The 23,787-nt window shown below is 36.0% G+C and carries 19 protein-coding genes; 7 read left to right on the forward strand and 12 right to left on the reverse strand.

All coding sequences use genetic code 11. The annotated features are described in order from the left end of the window. The first annotated feature begins 12 nt into the window (after window positions 1-12). Together BM383_RS03945 and BM383_RS03950 are read left to right on the forward strand one after the other, a co-directional pair. Window positions 13-1,191, forward strand: a complete 1,179-nt coding sequence (locus BM383_RS03945; RefSeq protein ID WP_093023169.1) for an AIR synthase related protein — start codon at window positions 13-15, stop codon at window positions 1,189-1,191. Window positions 1,192-1,478: 287 nt separating this feature from the next. Continuing rightward, complete coding sequence (locus tag BM383_RS03950) at window positions 1,479-4,031, forward strand: adenosylcobalamin-dependent ribonucleoside-diphosphate reductase (RefSeq protein ID WP_093023171.1); 2,553 nt, start codon at window positions 1,479-1,481, stop codon at window positions 4,029-4,031. 51 nt (window positions 4,032-4,082) lie between these two features. Here BM383_RS03950 and BM383_RS03955 read toward each other — a convergent pair whose 3' ends face one another. Beyond that, on the reverse strand, window positions 4,083-5,228 hold the full coding sequence (locus tag BM383_RS03955) for an acyloxyacyl hydrolase (RefSeq protein WP_143106334.1): 1,146 nt from the start codon (window positions 5,226-5,228) through the stop codon (window positions 4,083-4,085). 179 nt (window positions 5,229-5,407) lie between these two features. Next, window positions 5,408-7,237 carry a pyruvate kinase gene (locus BM383_RS03960; protein ID WP_093023174.1) on the reverse strand — a complete coding sequence of 610 codons (1,830 nt, stop codon included), beginning with the start codon at window positions 7,235-7,237 and terminating at the stop codon, window positions 5,408-5,410. 205 nt (window positions 7,238-7,442) lie between these two features. Between BM383_RS03960 and prfA the strand changes: the two genes are divergently transcribed. From prfA to BM383_RS03980, 4 genes are all read left to right on the forward strand, one after another. Beyond that, entirely contained in the window at window positions 7,443-8,516 is a 1,074-nt protein-coding gene (gene prfA, locus BM383_RS03965; RefSeq protein WP_093023176.1) for a peptide chain release factor 1, read from the forward strand. Window positions 8,517-8,564: 48 nt separating this feature from the next. Further along, entirely contained in the window at window positions 8,565-9,386 is an 822-nt protein-coding gene (pyrF, locus tag BM383_RS03970; RefSeq protein ID WP_093023178.1) for an orotidine-5'-phosphate decarboxylase, read from the forward strand. 11 nt (window positions 9,387-9,397) lie between these two features. Continuing rightward, window positions 9,398-10,153, forward strand: a complete 756-nt coding sequence (locus BM383_RS03975; RefSeq protein WP_245766517.1) for an ABC transporter substrate-binding protein — start codon at window positions 9,398-9,400, stop codon at window positions 10,151-10,153. A gap of 85 nt (window positions 10,154-10,238) precedes the next feature. Then, on the forward strand, window positions 10,239-11,066 hold the full coding sequence (locus BM383_RS03980) for an alpha/beta fold hydrolase (protein ID WP_093023180.1): 828 nt from the start codon (window positions 10,239-10,241) through the stop codon (window positions 11,064-11,066). 162 nt (window positions 11,067-11,228) lie between these two features. Here the strand turns inward: BM383_RS03980 and BM383_RS03985 are convergent, their stop codons facing one another. From BM383_RS03985 to purU, 3 genes are all read right to left on the reverse strand, one after another. Continuing rightward, complete coding sequence (locus BM383_RS03985; RefSeq protein ID WP_093023182.1) at window positions 11,229-11,930, reverse strand: DUF4197 domain-containing protein; 702 nt, start codon at window positions 11,928-11,930, stop codon at window positions 11,229-11,231. 79 nt (window positions 11,931-12,009) lie between these two features. Beyond that, window positions 12,010-12,747: a DUF4197 domain-containing protein gene (locus BM383_RS03990; RefSeq protein ID WP_093023184.1), complete on the reverse strand. Its 738-nt coding sequence runs from the start codon at window positions 12,745-12,747 to the stop codon at window positions 12,010-12,012. 98 nt (window positions 12,748-12,845) lie between these two features. Next, window positions 12,846-13,700 (reverse strand): formyltetrahydrofolate deformylase, encoded by an 855-nt coding sequence (purU, locus tag BM383_RS03995; RefSeq protein ID WP_093023186.1) that lies wholly within the window; start codon window positions 13,698-13,700, stop codon window positions 12,846-12,848. Window positions 13,701-13,844: 144 nt separating this feature from the next. On the opposite strand from purU, the gene BM383_RS04000 reads away from it, so the two are divergent. Then, window positions 13,845-17,303, forward strand: coding sequence for a methylmalonyl-CoA mutase family protein (locus BM383_RS04000; protein WP_093023458.1), 3,459 nt, complete (start codon window positions 13,845-13,847; stop codon window positions 17,301-17,303). Between the two features lie 84 nt (window positions 17,304-17,387). Here the strand turns inward: BM383_RS04000 and BM383_RS04005 are convergent, their stop codons facing one another. The 7 genes from BM383_RS04005 to ccoS form a co-directional block, all read right to left on the reverse strand. Then, on the reverse strand, window positions 17,388-18,089 hold the full coding sequence (locus BM383_RS04005) for a sulfite exporter TauE/SafE family protein (protein WP_093023188.1): 702 nt from the start codon (window positions 18,087-18,089) through the stop codon (window positions 17,388-17,390). Window position 18,090: 1 nt separating this feature from the next. Next, a complete protein-coding gene (locus tag BM383_RS04010; RefSeq protein WP_317040057.1) occupies window positions 18,091-18,543 on the reverse strand; it encodes a FixH family protein in 453 nt (150 codons plus the stop codon). 203 nt (window positions 18,544-18,746) lie between these two features. Further along, a complete protein-coding gene (gene ccoG, locus BM383_RS04015) occupies window positions 18,747-20,168 on the reverse strand; it encodes a cytochrome c oxidase accessory protein CcoG (protein ID WP_093023190.1) in 1,422 nt (473 codons plus the stop codon). A gap of 12 nt (window positions 20,169-20,180) precedes the next feature. Next, window positions 20,181-21,149, reverse strand: coding sequence for a cbb3-type cytochrome c oxidase N-terminal domain-containing protein (locus tag BM383_RS04020; protein WP_093023192.1), 969 nt, complete (start codon window positions 21,147-21,149; stop codon window positions 20,181-20,183). A gap of 9 nt (window positions 21,150-21,158) precedes the next feature. Beyond that, window positions 21,159-21,344 carry a CcoQ/FixQ family Cbb3-type cytochrome c oxidase assembly chaperone gene (locus BM383_RS04025; protein WP_093023194.1) on the reverse strand — a complete coding sequence of 62 codons (186 nt, stop codon included), beginning with the start codon at window positions 21,342-21,344 and terminating at the stop codon, window positions 21,159-21,161. A 5-nt stretch (window positions 21,345-21,349) separates the two neighbouring features. Further along, window positions 21,350-23,560 (reverse strand): cytochrome-c oxidase, cbb3-type subunit I, encoded by a 2,211-nt coding sequence (ccoN, locus tag BM383_RS04030; protein WP_093023196.1) that lies wholly within the window; start codon window positions 23,558-23,560, stop codon window positions 21,350-21,352. 10 nt (window positions 23,561-23,570) lie between these two features. Continuing rightward, on the reverse strand, window positions 23,571-23,747 hold the full coding sequence (ccoS, locus tag BM383_RS04035; RefSeq protein ID WP_093023198.1) for a cbb3-type cytochrome oxidase assembly protein CcoS: 177 nt from the start codon (window positions 23,745-23,747) through the stop codon (window positions 23,571-23,573). Between the last annotated feature and the right edge of the window lie 40 nt (window positions 23,748-23,787).

A 23,787-nucleotide genomic window follows, 5' to 3' on the forward strand; every position in this document is an offset into this window, starting at 1 on the left:
ACAACACAATTTATGAGTTCCGAAATCAGTAAACGTTACAGTCAAAGAGGGGTTTCTGCTTCCAAAGAAGACGTGCATAACGCTATTAAAAAAGTAGATAAAGGATTATTTCCTAAGGCATTCTGTAAAATAGTTCCAGATCATTTAGCTAATGATGAGGAGTATTGCTTGATTATGCATGCCGATGGCGCTGGTACCAAATCGTCTTTAGCTTATATGTATTGGAAGGAAACCGGAGATATTTCGGTATGGAAAGGAATAGCCCAAGATGCATTGATTATGAATATAGACGATTTACTTTGTGTTGGTGCAGTAGATCATATCATGCTTTCTTCTACAATTGGAAGAAATAAAAATCTAATTCCCGGAGAAGTTATTTCGGCTATTATTAATGGAACTGAAGAATTGATCGAAGAACTCAAAAAGTTTGGTGTAAATATTCATTCAACTGGTGGAGAAACGGCAGATGTAGGAGATTTGGTGAGAACCATTATTGTAGATTCTACTGTTACGGCGAGAATGAAACGTTCTAACGTTATTGATAACGCTAACATTAAAGCAGGCGATGTTATTGTTGGTTTGGAGTCTTTTGGTCAAGCTTCTTATGAAACTGAATATAATGGCGGAATGGGGAGTAATGGTTTAACGTCTGCTCGTCATGATGTTTTTTCAAAGTATCTAGCCGAAACGTATCCTGAAAGTTTTGATGCTGCAGTGCCAGAACAATTAGTGTATTCCGGTGGAGTAAAATTGACAGATGCTGTTGAAGATGCTCCAATTGATGCAGGGAAGCTAGTGTTATCACCAACAAGAACCTATGCGCCAATTATCAAAGAAATACTTTCTAAATATTCTTCAGAAGAAATTCATGGAATGATTCATTGTAGCGGAGGTGCGCAAACAAAAATTTTACATTTTGTAGACGACCTTCATATCATTAAAGACAATTTGTTTGCTGTTCCACCTTTGTTCAAGTTAATTCAGGAACAATCTAAAACAGATTGGAAAGAAATGTATCAAGTATTCAACTGTGGTCATCGTATGGAAATTTATACCGATGAAAAAACAGCAGAAGCATTAATTGCTATTTCAAAATCGTTTAATGTGGAAGCTAAAATTGTAGGTAGAGTAGAAGCGTCAAATTCGAAAAAACTTACAATAAAAAGCGAGTATGGGACATTTGAATATTAATTAACATTTCTGTACAAAATATAGTTCAAAAAAAATCCCAATAAAAACGTTTTTATTGGGATTTTTACTCCTCTAAAGTATAGCAAAATCATTCGATTTTTCCAAGATAAGAAAATATTAAAATGACTAAAGTTGTGAACTTTTAGTTGTTAGTAAATTTTTATATATCTGTTTTTCAGTATGTTGAATTGTTTTTGTTGTAAGCTTTTTAAAATCCAAAAAAAATTATATTTCATTTTTGGCTATTTTTGCAGCATTACTTCACACGATAAAGTTATCTAAGGAAAATGCAGATTGTAAACACTTCTAAGCCAGCCAAGACCTATACGCAAGACGAAGCGTATAAGGCATCTTTAAAGTATTTCAAAGGAGACGATTTAGCCGCACGAGTTTGGGTTAATAAGTACGCGTTAAAGGATTCCGACGGAAATATATACGAGCTAACTCCTAACGACATGCATAGGAGAATTGCTAAAGAAATAGCAAGAGTAGAAAAAAAGTATCCAAACCCATTGAGCGAAGATGAGGTTTTTGATCTTATCAAAGAATTCAAATACATTGTACCGCAAGGAAGCCCAATGGCAGGTATTGGAAATCCATTTCAAGTAGGATCTCTTTCTAACTGTTTTGTTATAGGAAATAGTGGAAATTCTGATTCGTACGGTGGAATTATGAAGATAGACCAGGAGCAGGTACAATTAATGAAGCGTAGAGGTGGTGTTGGTCACGATTTGTCTCACATCCGTCCAAAAGGTTCTCCTGTAAAAAATTCTGCATTGACATCTACCGGGATTGTTCCTTTTATGGAGCGTTTTTCTAACTCAACAAGAGAAGTTGCTCAAGACGGTCGTAGAGGGGCTTTGATGCTTTCGGTTTCTATAAATCACCCGGATTCAGAAGATTTTATCGATGCTAAAATGGAGCAGGGGAAAGTTACCGGAGCCAACGTTTCGGTACGTATCGATGATGAATTTATGAAGTCTGTAGAATCAGGAGAAAGTTATACTCAAAAATATCCTATCCATAGCGATAATCCAAAATATAGCAAAGAGATCAATGCATCTGAAATTTGGAATAAAATTGTACACAACGCATGGAAATCTGCAGAACCAGGAATTTTATTCTGGGATACCATTACACGTGAATCGGTGCCAGATTGTTACGCAGATTTAGGATATAAAACGGTTTCTACCAATCCATGTGGAGAAATTCCTTTATGTCCGTATGATTCTTGTCGTTTGTTGGCAATCAACTTATTCTCTTATGTAGATAATCCATTTACGAAAGAGGCTTCTTTTAATTTTGAATTATTCAAAAAACACGTTGCTTTTGCACAACGAATGATGGATGATATTATTGATCTTGAATTGGAAAAGATAGATACTATTTTGGCTAAGATTGATGCCGATCCGGAAGGAGAAGAGGTGAAATTAGTAGAGAAAAACCTTTGGTTAAACATTCGTAAAAAAGCATATGAAGGTAGAAGAACCGGAATAGGAATCACTGCTGAAGGCGATATGTTGGCTTCATTAGGATTGCGTTACGGAACGGAAGATGCAAACGATTTTTCGGTAGAAGTACATAAAACCATTGCTTTAGAAGCCTACAGAGCTTCTGTGTATACGGCCAAAGAACGTGGTGCATTTACCATTTTTGATGCAGAAAGAGAAAAAGAAAATCCGTTCATCCTTCGTTTAAAAGAAGAAGACGAGCAGTTGTATTACGAAATGTTAGAGCATGGTCGTAGAAATATTGCATTGTTAACCATAGCGCCAACAGGTACTACGAGTTTAATGACGCAAACTACATCGGGTATAGAGCCGGTTTTCCTTCCTGTTTATAAAAGAAGAAGAAAAGTAAATCCTAACGATAAAGATGTTCGTGTTGACTTTGTAGATGAAGTAGGCGATTCTTGGGAAGAATATGTGGTTTTCCACCACCGTTTCAAACAATGGATGGAAGTTAACGGCATTGATACCACCAAAAATTACGATAACAAAGAATTAGATGAGTTGGTGAAAAAATCACCTTATTACAAAGCTACTTCTAACGATGTGGATTGGTTGAGTAAGGTACATTTACAAGGCGCAGTTCAGAAATGGATAGATCACTCAATTAGTGTAACCATCAACTTGCCAAACGATGTTTCAGAAGAGTTGGTAGGTCAGCTATATTTAGAAGCTTGGAAAGTGGGTTGTAAAGGTGTTACCGTATATAGAGACGGTTCTCGTAGTGGTGTTTTAATATCTAATGACGAAAAGAAAGAAGAAGAAACTACCAACGGAACTTCTTTCCCAACCAAACGTCCTCAGGTTTTAGAAGCCGATGTAGTTCGTTTTCAAAATGCGAAAGAAAAATGGGTTGCGTTTATTGGAATTATAGATGATAAACCTTATGAGATTTTTACTGGATTGTCTGATGATGAAGATGGAATTTTATTGCCTCGTTGGGTAGATAAGGGCTTGATTATTAAAAATAGAAATGAAGACGGAACATCACGTTACGATTTTCAGTACGAAAATAAAAGAGGGTACAAAACTACCATCGAAGGATTATCGCATAAATTTGATCCTGAATTCTGGAACTATGCAAAATTGATTTCAAGTACGCTTCGTCACGAAATGCCAATTGAAAGAGTAGTGAATTTGATCAACAGTTTACAATTAGACAGTGAATCTATCAATACTTGGAAAAATGGAGTAGCTAGAGCTTTAAAACGCTATGTACCAGATGGAACAGAGGCAAAAGGACAAAAATGTACCAATTGTAATAGTACTAATTTAATGTACCAAGAAGGCTGCTTAACATGTAAAGATTGTGGCTCTTCTAAATGTGGATAAACATCGCAATGTTTTATATCAATTTTTTTTAAAAAGAAACCGCTGGTCTTACTAGCGGTTTTTTTGTTTGTAATGAAAGCTATATACATAACCTGCACTCAATTCAGAAAAATCCGCCTGGCCCAAATTAGCATTGATATGCGCTCCTAAAAAAAAGTTATGTTGCGGTGTTTTATTGGTATTGATGAAGTAGTAGTTAAGACCCATCCTTGCGGAAATCGACTTTTTAATTTCGTAATACCAGTCTAATTCGCCTAAAACAACGGCAATTTGAGTTCCTTCCGGAGTTTCATATTCATAATCATATCCACCATTTAATTTATAGTCAATTGGATAAAATGGTTTGTAAATATTTAAGCCTAATTGAAACTCCATTCCCACGTGGCCAAGTAGCAATTCTCCACTACCAAAAACGCCAACATTGCTGGCGTATCCAAAAGGATTTTTTATAAAATGTTGATATTCTTCGGTAATCAATTGTTCTTCATTACGGATATAATCGTAGTAGTGCTCGTAGACTCTATAATAGGCACCTACTTCTAACTTATAAGTTTTGTTAATTACTTTTCCGTATGAAAAAGAAAAGTTATACACTTCTTTTTTCGTATTGAAATATTCTGAAAGTGCATTTTGCCCCAATCCAAATCGTGTTTTGATAAAATTATATGTACTTCTTTGGTGATGAGGTACGTTACTTTCTTTTGAAGTTTTGTTTGGATTGGTCTTTATTTCTGCCGCAACCGAAACTAAAAATGAGTTTAAACCTTGATTGGGTAGTCGTGTGTGTCCGTTGGAATGATGAAAATAGCCTACACCTATTTTATACTTTATTTGATTGGTTTCTTTTAATTGATAAAAAAGTAACGATTTGAAAGACCAATTAATTTTAGTGGCTATTCCTTTATTTAATGGATTATAGACACTATCGTAAATAGTATTAAAGTAAGAAGCACCCATTCCCAATTGTACAAAAAATGTTCTGCTCTTATTTAAGGAAAACTCTGTGAAAGGCACAATTGAATATGCTAAGCCAATTTTTTCAGTATTGCCAAAATGTGTTATTCCAGCCATAATTCCCGTTTTAGGTTTGTTTAATCGATAGATCCATTCAGATGAATTATTGTGGTTGTAAGTCCCAAACCCAAAGAAATAACCACTTTGTAAATTGGTTTCAGGGAAATTACTATTTGCTTCCATTGTTTTACCCAAGAAAATTTCAGGTTGTATAAATAAGCTATTCCTAGTAGGACTTTCTTGCGAGAATAAAGGAAAAACCCCTAGAAGAAAAAGAAGGTTAAAAAGTTTCAATTGGTTGGTTTTTAGTGTCAACCAAATATATAGATTCTTTCTAAAATGTATAAAAAAACGATAACACTTTAGCCTATACCATCAATTTGTTTAAAAAATGCACGTTTATCATTTCTTGTTTTTTCCAGATTGATAAGAATGGTGTCAAGTAAACTGATGGCTTCTGTGATATACATTCCTTTGTTCAGCATTACACAATCGGCATGTTGCGCCATAACAGCATCGGTAATTTCAGCTCTTGAAGGCAGCCCCTTTTTGGCTAAATTTTCCATAACCTGAGTAGCCCAAACAACAGGAATATGAGCGGCATGACAAATGCGTAGTAATTCTTTTTGTACCAATCCAATATTTTCCCAACCACATTCTACGGCCAAATCTCCTCGTGCAATCATAACTCCAATAGGTTTATGTTGCATGGCAGAGAGTAGAATTTTTACAATATTTCTAAAACCACTCATGGTTTCAATTTTTAGAATAATTCCCAGATTAGGACCTTTAATGTATTGATCTAATTCGGCTAAAAGATCTTCAACATCTGCACTGCTATTTACAAAAGACATGTTGACTACATCTGCATTTTTGACAACAAAGGCCAAATCTTTTTTATCTTTTTGAGTTAAACCAGCCAGTTTTAATTTACTTTCTGGAAAGTTAATGCCTTTATCAGCCTTCAACTTTGCACCAGATTCTTTGGCATAGGTTATTTTTACTTTTAAACACTCACCATTATTTTCTAGAATTTCTCCTTCAATTTTTCCATCATCAAAAACTATGGGTTCATTTGGTTTTACATGCTGAAATATTTCTTCTGAAGTACACGAAATAAAAGCCGGGCTAATAAGATTTCCATCATTGTCGTATTGCGCTGGCATCCCATCTTTCTTTGTTTTATAGATGAAAATTTCATCATCTTTTTTCAAGCGAATGTATTGCTCTAGTGGTGGTATTTCTCCAATTTTAAAACTGATATTCTTTTTAAATAAGAACAATTCATTTCCAGTTTGCAAGTAAGCGGAATCATAACTATGCACATAAACAAGTTTGTTTTCTTTGGCAACTACCTTAAATTCTCGGGTTTTATCACGTGTGTCATAAAACCGAATGATATCATCAGTTTCCAACGCGTTTATCATGTCTTCGGGAACCGGAACATAATGTTCGTCTTCGTCTGGGAAGAGTTCATTTTCTTTGATAAGAACAGCAATTGCAGGGTTTATTACATGGCCCAACGCATTTCTTTCGGGAGTAAGATGAACCACTTTTGGTCCAGATTTTATAGTACCTGTTCTAATTTTTGGTCCGCCCAAATCCATAGAAATTGTTACCTCTTTGTCAAGTTTGTGCATTGCATCTTTTGCGTTTTGTATCATGGCGCTCCAGGTTTCTTCATCATCATGAGCGCAATTAATACGAAGCGTATTCATACCCTCTTTCATCATATTTTCAATAAGATCGGCATTATTAGCCGCTATACTTGGTTGCGTCACCATAATTCGAACATTTCTTTTCTTGCTTTTTTCTCCTAAAAGTTCTTCGGTACGTCTTTTTAATAATTTCTCACTCTTTTTTATAGATAAAGCTGGTATTTTGATGTCTGGCGTAGTTTGATTAACATGTTTTGAAAGGTGATCTCTAGAAGCTAAAAGATTGGCCATGATATGACCTTCGGCATTTTTTAAACCACTAAATCCGTTTTTGAATAGAAAAGTTTGAAGCTCTCCAGAATGGTAATTTCTGAAGACTAGGTAATGAATCAGATTTTTAGCACTGGATTTATACTCAGCATTGAGGTTTTTTAAATACGGCCTGTAGTTTTCTTCTTCAATTTTACATTGTTTGATGATTGCATCAATTTGAGAAATTGCATGCTCAATCTTTTTAACTGATTTTCTTTTCATAAACGCTAGAAACCTGATTGTTTACTATCAAATTTACAAATGTTCTCGACCTTTATCAATTAACTAAATCGTAAAAGGAAGCTAAAAAAAATGAAAAATGACAAATGTTTGCTTCTGGTTAATTTTGATAGTCATTGGTGAAAAATCTAACCAAGAGATTTATATTAATTTTTTGTAATTTTGCACTTTAATCAGAGGATTATCTATGTTAGAAAGATTAGGATACGTAAAGCAACGTTTTGATGAAGTGTCTGATTTGATCATCCAACCGGATGTGATTGCAGACCAGAAACGTTATGTACAGTTAAATAAAGAATATAAAGATTTAAAAGAGCTTGTTGATAAGCGTGAAGAATATATCTTATTAACTTCGAATATTCAGGAAGCCGAAGAAATCATTGAAGACGGTAGCGATGCCGAAATGGTGGAAATGGCAAAAATGGAATTAGACGAAGCAAAAGAAAAATTACCTCAATTAGAAGAGGAAATCAAATTCATGTTGATTCCAAAAGATCCGGAAGATGCTAAAAACGTAATGGTGGAAATCCGTGCTGGTACTGGTGGAGATGAAGCTAGTATTTTTGCTGGAGATTTGTACAGAATGTACACTAAATACGTGGAAGGTAAAGGCTGGAAAACATCTACAGTTTCTTTTAACGAAGGAACTTCCGGTGGTTTTAAAGAGATTATCTTTGAAGTAAACGGTGAAGATGTGTACGGAACGTTGAAGTTTGAAGCGGGTGTTCACCGTGTACAACGTGTACCACAAACCGAAACTCAGGGACGTGTGCATACATCGGCAGCAACCGTAATGGTTTTACCAGAAGCAGAAGAGTTTGATGTTCAGTTAGATATGAAAGATGTACGTATTGAGCGTACTACTTCTACAGGTCCTGGTGGTCAGTCGGTAAACACCACCTATTCTGCCATTAAATTGCACCACGAACCAACTGGTTTAATTGTAAGTTGTCAGGATGAAAAATCACAGCACAAAAACCTGGAGAAAGCCATGAAAGTATTGCGTTCAAGGTTATACGAAATGGAGTTGGCTAAGAAGCAAGAAGAAGATTCTAAAAAGCGTAGTTCTCAGGTGAGTAGTGGTGACCGTTCTGCTAAAATTAGAACGTATAACTATCCGCAAGGTCGTGTAACCGATCACCGAATTGGATTAACATTGTACGATTTAGACGGAATTATCAACGGAAATATTCAAAAAATTATTGACGAACTTCAGTTGGTAGCGAATACCGAGAAACTGAAGGAATCGGAAGTATTTTAACAATAAATAATAAAGCCTCTTTAGAGGCTTTATTAATAACCTAACCCAATGACAACGGCACAACTTACTTCAGAAATTTTTAAAAAGAAATCCTTTTTATGTGTAGGATTGGATATTGATCTGAATAAAATTCCTGAAAGCTTTTTAGAAAAAGAAGACCCTATTTTTGAATTCAACAAAGCAATTATAGATGCTACGCATGATTTAGCAGTGGCTTACAAACCTAATATAGCTTTTTATGAAGCCTACGGAATTAAAGGATGGCAAGCTTTGCAAAAGACGATTGACTATTTAAATGAAAATCATCCAGAAGTATTTACCATTGCCGATGCCAAACGTGGCGATATTGGGAATACGGCTTCTATGTATGCGCGCGCTTTTTTTGAAGATATGGAGTTTGATAGCGTTACCGTTGCGCCTTACATGGGGAAAGATTCTGTAGAGCCCTTTTTAGCGTTTGAAACCAAACATACCATTTTGTTGGCATTGACCTCTAATCAGGGAGCGTTTGATTATCAAACCAAAGTTTTTGAAGGAAAAGAATTGTACAAGCATGTTTTAGAAACTTCGAAAACTTATGCCAATAGCGAAAACTTAATGTATGTAGTTGGCGCTACCAAAGCGGAATATTTTACAGAAATCAGAAAGATTGTTCCAGATAGCTTTTTGTTGGTTCCAGGAGTAGGAGCGCAAGGTGGAAACTTACAAGATGTATGCGCTAACGGATTAAGCAAAAATGTAGGTTTGTTAATCAATTCTACACGCGGAATCATTTATGCTTCTAAAGGAGAAGATTTTGCTGTGAAAGCAAGAGAAGAAGCGCAAAAATTACAAACAGAAATGGCGACTATTTTAGAAGCCAATTTCTAAAAATAAATCTTTTGAAGATTCAAATTACAGATGCGGTTGGGAACAAACTTAGTTTTAATAAGGTTCCCAGCCGCATTGTTTCTTTAGTACCAAGTCAAACGGAACTTTTGGTAGATTTAGGTTTGGCCGACTCAATTGTTGGGGTTACCAAATTCTGCATTCATCCAGCAAATATTAGAAAAAACAAAACCGTTGTTGGCGGTACCAAACAGGTGAATTTTGAAAAAATCATCGCTTTGCAACCGGATGTAATTCTGTGCAATAAAGAAGAAAACACAGCCGAAATGGTTGCTGAACTTCAACAAATAGCGCCTGTGCATGTTTCGGAAGTTGCTTCAATTTCTGAAGCTCAGCTCCTTTTTAAGCAATACGGAATTTTGTTTGATAAAGTTTTTCAGGCTGATAAATTGCTAGCGCAAATCAATTCAAAAATAGAAAAGCTTAAAACTATTTCAGATTCAGAAAAGCCTAAGTCGGCATTGTATTTTATTTGGAAAGATCCATGGATGGTTGCAGGAAATGATACGTATATCAATGAAATGATGCAGCTTTTAGGGTATCAAAATGTAATACAAGAAAATAGATATCCTCAAATTGTGCTAGATGCATTTCAAACCAATCCACCGGAATGTATACTTCTTTCGTCTGAACCTTATCCCTTTCAGAAAAAACATGTCCAACAATTAACGGAATTCTTTAAAGATTCAAAGATAGAACTCATTGATGGCGAATTATTTTCCTGGTTTGGAACACGGTTGATAAAATGATTTAGCAAATGTATTTGTCGTTAAGGTGTTGATTTATAGGTTGTATGTCATATTTATGACTATATTTGAGCATTAGTCACCTAGATTGTTAACATATACTACATATAGAAACGAAACCACAAAGCAGTGGCTTACATTTGTTCATGGAGCAAGTGCAGATGCTAGTGTTTGGTCATTTCAAATAGATTTTTTCAGAAAGTATTACAATGTGTTGGTATTAGATTTCAAAGGTTTTACGTCTGAAGAGATTGAAAAAACAACAAGTTCAAACTTTACATTTGAATATGTAGCCTCGGAAGTTGTGAATGTTTTGGATATGGAAAGAATTGATCAATCTCATTTCGTAGGAACATCCTTGGGAAATATAATTATAAGACAGCTTTTAGAAGATATTCCCGATAGAATGAACGGTGTTATCATGACTTCTGCAATTCTACATTTCAATTTAATGATATCGATGTTGTTGTATCTAAATATATTTTTGCAAAGATTCATTCCACATAGAATTTTGTATGCTGTAACTATGGTAACGAGTACGCCAATGCCTTGTAATAAACCAACCAGAGAGCATTTCTTTGCCAATCTTCACAATATATCTAAAGATTCGTATAAACTTTGGTTACGTTTAGCAAAAGAGAATTTTGCGTTGATGCACTTTTTTAATTTGATAGGATTACGTTCTGAGGTTCTTTTCATAAGTGGCAATCAAGATTATATTTTTTTACCCTATGTAAAGAAGTTTGTAAAGGCCAATAAATCTGCCACTTTAAAGATTATTCAACGTAGTGGACATGGAGTAAATATTGATAAAAAAGATGTGTATAACGAAACGGTTTTAGAGTATTTTAGAGAAATAGAACAGCGCGATCGTTATGTTCAGTCTTCTTTTTACAATAGTGTGGTTTCGCGTTAAAACACAAAAAAGACCAACTGATCAAAATTGGTCTTTAATGCTAATTCAAATATTTTCTTCCAACTATACTATTCCTTAACGGGAACGGTGCAAATGTCTTACTATTAATCCGTTATAAAGTTAATTTAACGTTAGCTCTTCATAAACTAAAGTTCAATTATATTAGTCTTGCATAGCAAATACTTTTTGAAGTAATGTAGTTGTTCTCTCATTTATATTGGTTCGTATTTCTTTTTCTTCTACGGCTATCATGGTAAAAACCCCGTCTAATGCTTTGTTGGTTACATAATCTGTTAAATCTGGATTTACGTCGTTGGTAAGTGGTAAACTGTTGTATTTTGAAATTAAATTACTCCATATTTCTGTTGCTCCAACTTTGGACAATGAATTATTGATTACAGGTGAAAACTTATTATAAAGTGCTGTAGTTGTTTTTTGTTCCAAGTAGTTTGTGGCAGCATTGTCATCGCCTAGTAAAATATTTTTAGCATCAGCAAAAGTGATTTCTTGTACGGCATTCACGAATATTGGAGTAGCTTCTTTTACGGCATCTTCAGCTGCTCTATTGAGTAATTTCAAACCTTCATCAGCTAAATTTCCTAGACCAACTTTGCGCAATCCTTCATCTACTTTTTGAAGTTCTGCCGGTAGTGTAATCTTTACTAATTGATTTTTATAGAAACCATCTGTTTCTGTCAATTTAGTTACTTCTTTATCAATTCCTTTATCCAAGGCCTGTTTCAAAGCGTTTGCAATATCTGCATTGGTAATTACACTATTGGGTAAATTATTTACGGCTTTTTGAAGTTCTGCGCAGCTAACAAGTGAGCAAATGATACAGAAGGAAATAAGAAGTTTTTTCATGATTAAGCATATTTTATTTCGAAACTAGATAAAAAAAAGCGCTTACATAAGCGCTTTTTCAAATATTTAAGAAATAGTTTTAATCCTGAGCTCCAAATACTTGTTGTAGAAGGTCTGTAGTTCTTGAAGAAATATCTGTTCTAATTTCTTTTTCTTCAACAGCTATCATAGTGAAAACGCCGTCTAATGCTTTTAGCGTTACATAATCTGTAATATCTGGATTCACGTCTTTTGTAAATGGTAATTTATTGTATTTAGTTATGATGGCTTCCCAAATTTTATCAGCTCCAACTTTGGAAAATGAAGTTTCAATAACAGGAGAAAATTTCTCATACAAAGGAGTGGTAGTTTTACCTTGTAAATAAGTTGTCGCCGCGTCATCTGCACCCATGAGAATATTTTTGGCATCGTCAAACGTAATTTCGCTTACAGCATTTACAAAAATAGGGGTAGCTTCTTTTACGGCATCTTCAGCAGCTCTGTTCATTGCCAATATTCCTTTGTCTGCTAGGTCACCAAAACCAGCGGCTCGCAAAGCTTTATCAACTTTCTGTAATTCTTCCGGAACCACAATCTTTACCAATTCATTTTTATAAAATCCGTTTTCAGCGGTTAATTTTTCAACTTGCTCATCAATTCCTTTATCTAAGGCTTCTCTAAGTCCAGCAGCGATGTCTGCATTGGACAAGTCTATGTCAGAACCTGAAACAACTTCGCTTGCTTTAGTGAGTACAGATCCTACATTTATTTGAGCATTTGCTTGATAGCTTACTGCTGTGATTGCCGTGATTACTAGGGTTGTGTATAATTTCTTCATGATTTTATATTTATCGGTTGAGAATTCAAAGTAAAAGCCTTCTCTACTTTTTTCATAGGAAAATTTCTTATATTACATTTATTTTAACATGATAATAGTTAACTAAAAATGATTGTTTTATTATTGTAAACTATCGTTTTTCGTTCTATATGTAGCTTGATGGCTCTAGAAAGTACAATTTTTTCCAGATCTTTCCCTTTCATGACCAGATCTTTGATGTCGTGCGTGTGCGTAACTCTGGCAACATCTTGTTCAATAATGGGGCCGGCATCGAGTTCTTCGGTTACATAATGACTGGTAGCTCCAATAATCTTTACACCTCTTTTGTAAGCTGAATGATACGGTTTAGCACCCACAAAAGCTGGTAAAAAGGAATGATGAATATTGATAATCCTGTTTGGATACAAATCAATAATTTTTTCCGATACAATTTGCATATACCTTGCCAAAACTATAAAGTCGATTTCAAATTTTTGAAGTAATTCAATTTGAAGGGCTTCTGCTTCACCCTTGGTTTCTTTAGTTACAGGAATGTGATAATACGGAATTCCAAAATTCTTCGCTGCTGTTGCTAAATCAGGATGATTACTGATGATTAGCGGAATTTCAACTTCCCATTCACCAGCATTGTACCTGCTTAAAATATCGTATAAACAATGATCGTATTTGCTAACAAACACAGCCATTTTTGGTTTGTAATCAGATGGAAATAGTTGCCATTCCATTTCATAAGTTCCAGCAATAGCTTCAGAAAATTCCTTTTTGAAAGTACTGTAAGCAAAGGATGTGTGCTCAAAAACACTTTCCAGTCGCATAAAGAAAGTTCCGTTTTCGCTGTCTACGTGTTGATCTATGTAAACAATATTTCCCTTTTGTTGGTAAATAAAATTAGTCACCGCCGCTATGATTCCCGTTGCATCTTTGCAATGAATCAGTAACATTACTTTTTCCATCTAAAAAATGATTAAGAAGTTAAAGTTACATTTTTTGAAAAAGTTTTTTTCAAACCGAAAATAATTTTGAACGAAGTGTAAATAAGTGTGTTGTTTTTTGGTTTTTCCGTAAATTGCGACACATAAATGCATACATTATTAAAAATGAAGCAACCAAATATCTATAAGCCCAAATATAAAGTTAGAATAGTAACCGCAGCATCACTTTTTGATGGTCATGATGCAGCTATCAATATCATGCGTCGTATTATTCAATCTACTGGTGTAGAGGTAATACATCTTGGTCACGACCGTAGTGTAGAAGAAGTAGTAAATACTGCCATTCAAGAAGATGCCAATGCTATTGCCATGACGTCTTATCAGGGCGGACATACCGAGTATTTTAAATATATGTACGATTTGCTTCAGGAAAAAGGAGCCGGACACATCAAAATTTTTGGTGGTGGCGGTGGTGTAATTCTTCCTGAAGAAATTAAAGAATTGCAAGACTATGGTATCACGCGCATTTATTCGCCAGATGATGGTCGCGAACTTGGTTTGCAAGGTATGATCAATGATTTGGTGGAATTGTCTGATTATCCTAGCCCATCCCTAACCCTTCCCAAAGGGAAGGAAATTGGAACTGCTTTAGTTGAGAAGAATGTAAATTGTATTGCGAGATTGATCTCTTTTGCAGAAAATTTTCATGATAAATTTATAGAAAGCTTTCACCCTTTGGGGGAATTGAAGGGGGATAAAATTCCGGTTTTAGGAATCACAGGAACGGGCGGAGCTGGTAAATCTTCGTTGGTAGATGAGTTAGTGCGTCGTTTTTTAATTGATTTCCCTGAAAAAACCATCGGAATTATTTCTGTAGACCCGTCTAAACGTAAAACGGGTGGTGCGCTTTTAGGAGATAGAATTCGAATGAACGCAATCAATAATCCTAGAGTGTACATGCGTTCGTTGGCTACTCGACAATCTAATTTAGCATTGTCTAAATATGTAGCTGAAGCGGTTGAGGTGTTGAAAGCAGCGAAATATGATTTGATCATTCTGGAAACTTCGGGAATTGGTCAAAGTGATACCGAGATTTTGGATCATTCTGATGTTTCTTTATATGTGATGACCCCAGAATTTGGTGCGGCAACACAATTGGAAAAAATTGATATGCTTGATTTTGCTGATTTGGTTTCTATCAATAAATTCGATAAACGTGGTGCTTTAGATGCGTTGCGTGATGTGAAAAAGCAATACCAGCGCAATCATAATTTATGGGAAGCCGATGTAAACGATATGCCAATTTTTGGTACGATTGCTTCTCAATTTAACGATCCGGGAACCAATTCGCTTTACAAAGCAATCATGGATACCATTGCAGAAAAGACGACAAGCGAGTTGCATTCTACCTTTGAGATCTCTAAGGAGATGAGTGAAAAGATTTTCGTGATTCCGCCAAATCGTACGCGTTATTTGTCTGAGATTTCAGAAAACAATCGTTCGTATGATGCTACGGCGAAAACACAAGCTGAAGTTGCTCAAAAGTTATACGGAATTTTCAAAACGATTTGTTCGGTTGCAAACATTAATTCAGAAACAATTGAGCAATCATTATTATTGACAAGTAGCTTAGATGAAGAAAAAATCCTAAGTTATGCCAACGATTCAAACCAACAGTTTTTACAGCTTTTAGTTGCCGAATTCAATAAGGTGAAAATGAACCTAGATCCTTACAATTGGGAAGTCATTGTAACTTGGGACGAAAAAGTAAATAAATATAAAAATCCTGTCTACAGCTTTAAAGTTCGTGACAGAGTGATTGAAATAAAAACACATACCGAATCGCTTTCGCATTCACAAATACCAAAGGTAGCGTTGCCAAAGTATCAGGCTTGGGGCGATATTTTAAAATGGGTGTTGCAAGAAAATGTTCCGGGTGAATTCCCGTATACCGCTGGTTTATATCCGTTCAAAAGAGAAGGGGAAGACCCAACGCGTATGTTTGCCGGTGAAGGTGGACCAGAGCGTACCAACCGTCGTTTTCATTACGTGAGCTTAGGTATGCCAGCCAAGCGATTGTCCACTGCTTTTGATTCGGTTACCTTGTACGGAAACGATCCTGATTACCGCCCGGATATTTACGGTAAAATTGGTAATGCCGGCGTTTCCATTTGTTGTTTAGACGATGCTAAAAAGTTGTATTCCGGCTTCGATTTGAGTCATCCAACCACTTCGGTTTCTATGACGATTAATGGTCCGGCTCCTATGTTATTAGGCTTTTTCATGAATGCAGCTATCGATCAAAACTGTGAAAAATACATCAAAGAGAATGGTCTGGAAGCTGAAGTTGAAGCAAAACTAAAAGCATTGTACGACGACAAAGGTTTGGCAAGACCATCGTACAAAGGAGAGTTACCAGAAGGAAATGACGGTTTAGGATTGTTGTTATTAGGAGTTACCGGAGATCAAATTTTACCTGCGGATGTCTATAGCAAAATCAAAACTGAAACCTTAGCCCAAGTACGTGGAACGGTTCAGGCAGATATTTTAAAAGAAGATCAAGCACAGAATACCTGTATTTTCTCTACGGAATTCGCATTGCGATTGATGGGCGATGTACAAGAGTATTTTATAGAGAAATTGGTACGTAACTTCTATTCAGTTTCTATTTCTGGGTATCACATTGCGGAAGCTGGAGCAAACCCAATAACGCAATTGGCGTTTACTTTGGCCAACGGATTCACATACGTAGAGTATTACTTGAGTCGTGGTATGGATATCAATGCCTTCGGACCTAATTTATCATTCTTTTTCTCAAACGGAATCGATCCAGAATATGCAGTGATTGGTCGTGTGGCTAGAAGAATTTGGGCAAAAGCCTTGAAGCAGAAATACGGTGCGAACCCAAGAGCACAAATGCTGAAATATCACATTCAGACTTCAGGTCGTTCGTTACATGCTCAAGAAATTGATTTCAACGATATCAGAACCACGTTACAAGCCTTGTACGCTATTTACGACAACTGTAATTCGTTACACACCAACGCATATGACGAAGCGATTACCACGCCAACAGAAGAGTCGGTACGTAGAGCAATGGCAATTCAGCTCATCATCAACAGAGAATTAGGGTTGGCGAAGAATGAAAACCCAATTCAAGGTTCGTTCATTATTGAAGAATTGACCGATTTGGTTGAAGAGGCCGTATTAACAGAGTTTGACAGAATTACCGAGCGTGGAGGTGTTTTAGGAGCAATGGAAACCATGTACCAGCGTTCTAAAATACAAGAAGAATCTTTGTATTACGAAACCTTAAAACACAACGGAAGTTTCCCTATAATTGGTGTAAACACGTTTTTAAGTAGTAAAGGTTCGCCAACGGTAATTCCGGCAGAAGTAATTCGTGCAACGGAAGAAGAGAAGAAAAATCAGATTAAAACTTTAGAAAACTTGCATCAATCTTTTGCGGGTAAAGCAGAAGAAGGTATTGCAAAAATTCAGCAAGCAGCCATTCAAAATCAAAATATTTTTGAAGAGTTAATGGAAGCCACCAAGTATTGTTCGTTAGGGCAAATTACTTCGGCATTGTTTGAAGTAGGAGGGCAGTACCGTAGAAATATGTAAGTCATTATTAATAATAGTAAAACAAAAAAGGGAATGCACTCAACAGATTGCATTCCCTTTTTTTAAAGGCATTTGAAATATTTGTTAATGACAGTTTGGTTGCGCTTTCACCATTAAGCTCATGTTAGATGGTGAAACATAAGGTATTCCTAAACCTAATCCTCTTAGGATAAAAAATACACCTATAATGGCAACAAAAACGGGTACTAGTTTTTGAATTCGTTGTCTTGTTGCTATGGTTAGAAAATTACCTAAATAAGCAGCTGCACTCATTAGAGGTAAAGTTCCTAGTCCAAAAGCAATCATATACAAAGCACTTTCTATTGGTTTTCCCAAAGCCAATGCTCCAAAAATGGCCATATATACCAAACCGCATGGTAATAATCCATTCAGAAATCCAATCGAAAAAAGGGAAGAAAAACTTCTTTTTTTGAATTGTTTTCCAAGTGCAGATTTTACGTTACTTATGGCTTTGAATATAGGTTTTGTAATGCCTGTTTTTTGTAATGTTTTAGTTGGTAAAACAACCGCAATGATCATAAGAATTCCTACTGCAATAGATAGTTGCTGTTGGTATCCACTGAGATAAAATCCGGTGCCTAGAATACCAAAAATGGCTCCTACACTTGCGTAGCTTGTAAATCTACCGAAATGGTAACTTAGAATCTGAAAGAACTTTTTCAATGGTTTATCTCGGTCTAGCGGTAACATAAAAGCTATGGGGCCGCACATGCCAACACAGTGAAAACTTCCTAAAAGGCCTAATATGAAAGCTGAGGCAAACATGCTAGAAAACAAGTTGTTTTTTGGTCAAAAACTCTTGACCATTATAGCTCCATTCAATTTGAATGTTCCACCGACCGTCCTTTAAGCGATTGTTAGGTATGAGCAAATGTGAATCAGATAGTGAAATAGGAATTTCAAAATCCTGCTGCTTATCGGACGGTCTATAAAGGAACATTGTACCCGAAATCTCTTTCGGATTTAACAAAGGGGGAAATTGAATTTTTAAACCATCTGTTGTTTTTTCTGCCAATACCTGCATGCCCAGCATATTGGTAACTTTTTCTTTATTGATCTCTTTTTGGTAAGCAAGTTCTTCTTTATAGTAATCTTCGGTTACCAAATCATAATCATATTTTTTGTTGGTGGTCATATTCACTATGAAGTACATAATGAATGAAATGAACGCTACAAAAGCGACAACCACGCCAAATCCCCAATTCAATTTAATTTTCATACCTAACAAATTTTAAAATTCACATAAAGTTATGGGCTCTGTCTTGTTGCTCTTCAAGACTTATTATTGAATAAACTCAGATTTTTTGCCCGATGAAATTGAGTTTTTACATGCGTTAACTGATTGCCGGAAGTAACCATTTTTAGGCTTGTGTGGCTAGGTTGAAATAGCTAGCTACCAACAATCAACTAACAACATAAATGCTATCTAAAACTTCGTGGCCCCATAAAATTGGTAGTGCAGGTTTCTATTAATTTTCCTTCACTATACACACCAAGTTGTAGTTTTGTTTTATCACCATCTAAAAAGGCTTCGTCTAGTTCAATAAACAGCGTTCCTTCTGCTAAACCTTGTTTTGGGACGGTGATTTCATCTTTAGAAACTAGTTTGATAACTCCATCTTTACCCATTAATTGAAAGGTTACATGACCAATTTCTTCAGTGGTTTTATTTATAATTTTATATGTAAAGACATTGCTGATGGTTTCCTCATCTACATGTTGATACAGTTGTCCTGGTAATCTTAAAACAGTTGCTTCTACATCATTTCTTAAGAATAATAATCCGATAAGAACCGCGGTTAAAATTCCAAGTACTGTGGAGTAACCTTTCATTCTGGCAGTGAATTTGAACTTCTCTTTTTTTGAAATTTCATCTTCACTTGCATAACGAATTAGTCCTTTAGGAAGATTCACTTTTTCCATGATGGTGTTACACTCATCAATACAAGCAGTACAGTTTACACACTCTAATTGTGTTCCATTTCTAATATCAATCCCTGTAGGGCAAACCGTTACACATTGATTACAGTCGATACAATCTCCGAAACCAAGCGCTTTTCTGTCTTCATTTTTTCTGAACTTTTTTCGACCATTTTCAGCTTCGCCACGTTTATGGTCATAGGCAACAATGATTGATTTGTTATCTAAAAGGACACCTTGCAATCTACCGTAAGGACAAGCAATGATGCATACTTGTTCTCTAAACCAACTAAAAACAAAGTAAAAAACTCCGGTGAAGATTAGTAAAGAAATAAGCGTGCTTACGTGTGTCGTTGGCCCATCTGTGATGTATTGTAAAAGAACGTCGCTACCTATTAAATAGGCTAAGAAAACATTGGCAATGATAAACGAGATGATGAAAAAGATACACCATTTAATTACTCTCTTTCTTATCTTTTCAGCGTTCCAAGCTTGTTTGTCTAAACGCATTTGTGCACCGCGATCTCCTTCAATCCAATATTCAATTCGTCTAAACACCATTTCCATAAAAATGGTTTGAGGACAAATCCAACCGCAGAAGATTCTACCAAAAACAACGGTGAACAGTGTGATGAAAACAACTCCTACGATCATGGATATTACAAACAAATAGAAGTCTTGCGGCCAAAAAGGAAATCCGAAAATATTAAACCTTCGTTCCAGTACATTAAAAAGTAAGAACTGGTTTCCGTTTATTTTTACAAAAGGAGCCGCAATGAGGAAAGCCAAAAGAATATAGCTAACAATTTTTCGCTTATCGTAATAAGCGCCGCTCGGTTTTTTAGGGTATACCCAAGAGCGTTTGCCTTCCTCATTGATGGTTCCTATGGAATCTCTGAACTTTTCCTTGTCTGTAGTTTTCACAACAGTTTGTTTTTAGTTCATGGCTGCAGCATCTGCCTCCATGGTTTCTGTTTCAGTGTTTGTTTCAGATGTTTCTTCTGAAGTAGCTTCAGCAGCCTTATCAGCACCTTCTGGAGCCCAAATGATATCTCCTTGTGGTTCTTTAGGGTTTGCTGGCGTAGTACCGTATAAACTGATCACGTAACTTGCTACTTGTTGTCTTTCGGATGGTTTTAGTGTTTGTTTCCAAGCAACCATACCTTTACCATCTCTACCACCTTCTGAAATAGTATGGAATACATTTTTGATTCCGCCGCCTAAAATCCAGTGATTGTCCGTTAGGTTTGGTCCAATTCCTCCACCACCATCTGGTGCATGACAAGCCACGCAGTTAGCGTTGAAAATATTTTGACCTTTCGTAAGATCGGTAGCTTCTGTAAGTAATGTTACAGTGTTTTCATCTACCAAGTCTTTAGCCGTAAGTTTATATTTTTCGATAGCGATTTGTGCTTCTGCAACATCTTTTTCATATTCTGCTGCCTGAAGATCGGCTCCGAAAATATGAAATCTAGCCATGTAGATAAAACCAATTACAATAGTGACATAGAAAAGACCAATCCACCATGGAGGTAAATTGTTATCTAGTTCTTTGATGCCGTCATAATCATGTGTTAAAATAATTTCACCTTCTTCTTCTATAGGTTTTTGATCTAGTAGTTTTGTGTATAATTTACGGTACCAAGCATTTTCTCTTGCAAGTGCTTTTTGTTCTGCAAGTTCCTTTTTGCGCTCTTCGGTCATTATGGCGTTTGTAATTGCTTGCATAGTACCTACAATTACTTCTAAACCAATTAATCCGATAGTGAACAATCCTATAAAAATAGGAACTTCAGGATAGGTTAAAAATGCAGGTTGATCACCAGAATCTATGAAATATTCTGCTGCAGCAGCTACCAAAGCGACAATTACAATGACTCTTAAATAGGATATAAAACTTCTCATAATTGTTTTTTATTGGTTGTTATCTGAATCTTCTTCTAGCGGTAAAGCGCTGATTTTATTAATGTACTCTTTCTTTCTAGTAAATGCTCTTACAGTGATCATTGTAAAGAATGAAAAGAATATTAAGAGCGAGATGATAGGATAAATATCCACATCTGAAATGGTGTCTAAATGATGTTTGATAAACTTTAGCATGGCTCTTAGTTTTGTGCAGTACTTTCGTCTGCATTTTTAATTTTGATATCAGTACCCAATCTTTGTAAGTATGCAATAAGCGCTACAATTTCTCGGTCTTTCATTTCTACAAAATCTTCACCTCTCTTGGAAGCTTGAGCTTTTGCTTTCTCGTAGCTTTCTGCCCAGTCAGGATCTGTATACAAATTCTTTTCTATCTGAGCAGCTTGTGCTTCCATAGATTCTTGCGCGTTGGCAATTTCATCTTCGGTATATGGTGTTCCCAAAGAAACCATAGCTTCTAACTTCGTTTGAATTTGAGAACGATCATGTTTTTTGTTATCAGATAACCAAGAGTATTTTGGCATGATAGAACCAGATGAAGTTGATTGTGGATCCCACATATGGTTAAAGTGCCAGTTATCAGAATATTTACCACCAACTCTTAATAAATCTGGTCCAGTACGCTTACTTCCCCATAAGAAAGGATGATCATATACATACTCACCTGCTTTAGAATATTCTCCATAACGTTCGGTTTCGCTACGGAATGGACGAATCATTTGAGAGTGACAACTCACACAACCTTCACGGATGTACAGATCTCTACCTTCAATTTCTAAAGGAGTATATGGTTTTACGCTTGATATGGTAGGGATATTTGAGTCAACCATTAATGTTGGTACAATTTGAATAACACCACCAATAGCTACTGCAACTAGTGATAGGGCAGTGAATAAAATTGGTTTACGCTCTAACCAAGGGTGTAATTTTTCACCAGCTAAACGACCGCTACTAATTTTCTTCAAAGCAGGAGCTTCTGCTAGATCATCGGAAACTTTGGTTCCTTTGATTCCCGTAAGAGCAAGGTTCACAACTCCAATGATGGTTCCTGTTAAGTATAAAGTACCTCCAATGGCGCGCATCGCATACATTGGCATAATTTCGGTAACCGTTTCTAGGAAGTTACCATAAACAAGTGTTCCGTCTGGGTTAAATTGTTTCCACATAGATGCTTGTGTGAAACCTGCAACATACATAGGTAATGCATAAAGGATTATACCTAATGTTCCAATCCAGAAATGAAGGTTTGCTAACTGTAAGGAGTGTAATTTGGTTTTGTGAAGTTTTGGAACCAACCAATACATCATACCAAAAGCTAAGAAACCATTCCAAGCTAGTGCTCCTACGTGTACGTGTGCAATAATCCAATCTGTAAAGTGACCAATAGCATTTACGTTTTTCAAAGAAAGCATAGGGCCTTCGAAAGTAGCCATACCATAACCGGTAATAGCCACTACCATAAACTTAAGAACAGGATCTGTGCGAACTTTATCCCAAGCTCCACGAAGCGTTAGCAATCCGTTGATCATACCTCCCCAAGATGGAGCAATCAGCATGATAGAGAAAACAGTTCCTAAACTTTGTGCCCAATCTGGAAGTGCTGAATATAATAAGTGGTGTGGGCCAGCCCAAATGTATATAAAGATCAATGACCAGAAGTGAACAATAGAAAGTCTGTATGAGTATACCGGACGATTAGCCGCTTTAGGTACGTAATAATACATTAATCCTAAAAATGGAGTTGTCAAGAAAAATGCAACTGCATTATGCCCATACCACCACTGTACCAATGCATCTTGTACACCTGCATAAATAGAATAACTTTTTAATCCACTTACAGGTAGTTCTAAATTATTGAAGATGTGAAGCATGGCTACCGTTACAAATGTTGCCAGGTAGAACCAGATGGCAACGTAAATATGGCGCTCTCTTCTTTTTAGAATAGTACCAATAAGGTTGATACCAAAAGCTACCCAAACCAATGTAATAGCAATATCAATAGGCCATTCTAGTTCGGCATACTCTTTTGAACTTGTAAATCCTAAAGGAAGCGTAAGAGCAGCGGCGACAATAATTAATTGCCATCCCCAGAAATTAACGTTACTTAAAAAATCACTAAACATTCTTGCTTTTAGCAAGCGTTGTGTAGAATAGTAGGTTCCGGCAAAAATTGCATTTCCTACAAAGGCAAAGATAACTGCATTGGTGTGCAAAGGTCTTAACCTACCAAAGCTTAACCAAGAGATTCCCTCTGTGAGACCTCCAAGGTCTGGGAATATAAACATGAAGGCCAGTAGTAAACCCACCAACATACCTACAATTCCCCAAAGCATGGTAGCAAAAAGAAACTTTTTTACAATTTTGTTATCGTAATAAAATTGTTGCATTTCCATAATTGATCGATTATTTATTCTTAGTTTGTTTATTATTCTCTTTTACTAGTTCGTCCTCAAACAGCATGCGCACCGATGGCGTATAACTGTCGTCGTATTGTCCTGTTTTTACTGCTTTTACAAAAAGCGTAAAAAACACTATAGCCACAATGATGCTAACCGTAATTAAAATGTAAATGACACTCATACCTCTAGAATGTGTAGCAAATGTAGTTTTGGATTAAGCT

The sequence above is a fragment of the Pustulibacterium marinum genome, from assembly GCF_900116665.1.
Taxonomy (GTDB): domain Bacteria; phylum Bacteroidota; class Bacteroidia; order Flavobacteriales; family Flavobacteriaceae; genus Pustulibacterium; species Pustulibacterium marinum.

What these genes read in the sequence shown, in the direction of transcription:
- BM383_RS03945 (WP_093023169.1), top strand. Translation starts at nt 13, where the DNA reads ATGAGTTCCGAAATCAGTAAACGTTACAGTCAAAGAGGGGTTTCTGCT.
- BM383_RS03950 (WP_093023171.1), top strand. Translation starts at nt 1,479, where the DNA reads ATGCAGATTGTAAACACTTCTAAGCCAGCCAAGACCTATACGCAAGAC.
- BM383_RS03955 (WP_143106334.1), bottom strand. Translation starts at nt 5,228, where the DNA reads ATGGAAGCAAATAGTAATTTCCCTGAAACCAATTTACAAAGTGGTTAT.
- BM383_RS03960 (WP_093023174.1), bottom strand. Translation starts at nt 7,237, where the DNA reads ATGAAAAGAAAATCAGTTAAAAAGATTGAGCATGCAATTTCTCAAATT.
- prfA (WP_093023176.1), top strand. Translation starts at nt 7,443, where the DNA reads ATGTTAGAAAGATTAGGATACGTAAAGCAACGTTTTGATGAAGTGTCT.
- pyrF (WP_093023178.1), top strand. Translation starts at nt 8,565, where the DNA reads ATGACAACGGCACAACTTACTTCAGAAATTTTTAAAAAGAAATCCTTT.
- BM383_RS03985 (WP_093023182.1), bottom strand. Translation starts at nt 11,930, where the DNA reads ATGAAAAAACTTCTTATTTCCTTCTGTATCATTTGCTCACTTGTTAGC.
- BM383_RS03990 (WP_093023184.1), bottom strand. Translation starts at nt 12,747, where the DNA reads ATGAAGAAATTATACACAACCCTAGTAATCACGGCAATCACAGCAGTA.
- purU (WP_093023186.1), bottom strand. Translation starts at nt 13,700, where the DNA reads ATGGAAAAAGTAATGTTACTGATTCATTGCAAAGATGCAACGGGAATC.
- BM383_RS04000 (WP_093023458.1), top strand. Translation starts at nt 13,845, where the DNA reads ATGAAGCAACCAAATATCTATAAGCCCAAATATAAAGTTAGAATAGTA.
- BM383_RS04005 (WP_093023188.1), bottom strand. Translation starts at nt 18,089, where the DNA reads ATGTTTGCCTCAGCTTTCATATTAGGCCTTTTAGGAAGTTTTCACTGT.
- BM383_RS04010 (WP_317040057.1), bottom strand. Translation starts at nt 18,543, where the DNA reads ATGAAAATTAAATTGAATTGGGGATTTGGCGTGGTTGTCGCTTTTGTA.
- BM383_RS04020 (WP_093023192.1), bottom strand. Translation starts at nt 21,149, where the DNA reads ATGAGAAGTTTTATATCCTATTTAAGAGTCATTGTAATTGTCGCTTTG.
- BM383_RS04025 (WP_093023194.1), bottom strand. Translation starts at nt 21,344, where the DNA reads ATGCTAAAGTTTATCAAACATCATTTAGACACCATTTCAGATGTGGAT.
- ccoN (WP_093023196.1), bottom strand. Translation starts at nt 23,560, where the DNA reads ATGGAAATGCAACAATTTTATTACGATAACAAAATTGTAAAAAAGTTT.
- ccoS (WP_093023198.1), bottom strand. Translation starts at nt 23,747, where the DNA reads ATGAGTGTCATTTACATTTTAATTACGGTTAGCATCATTGTGGCTATA.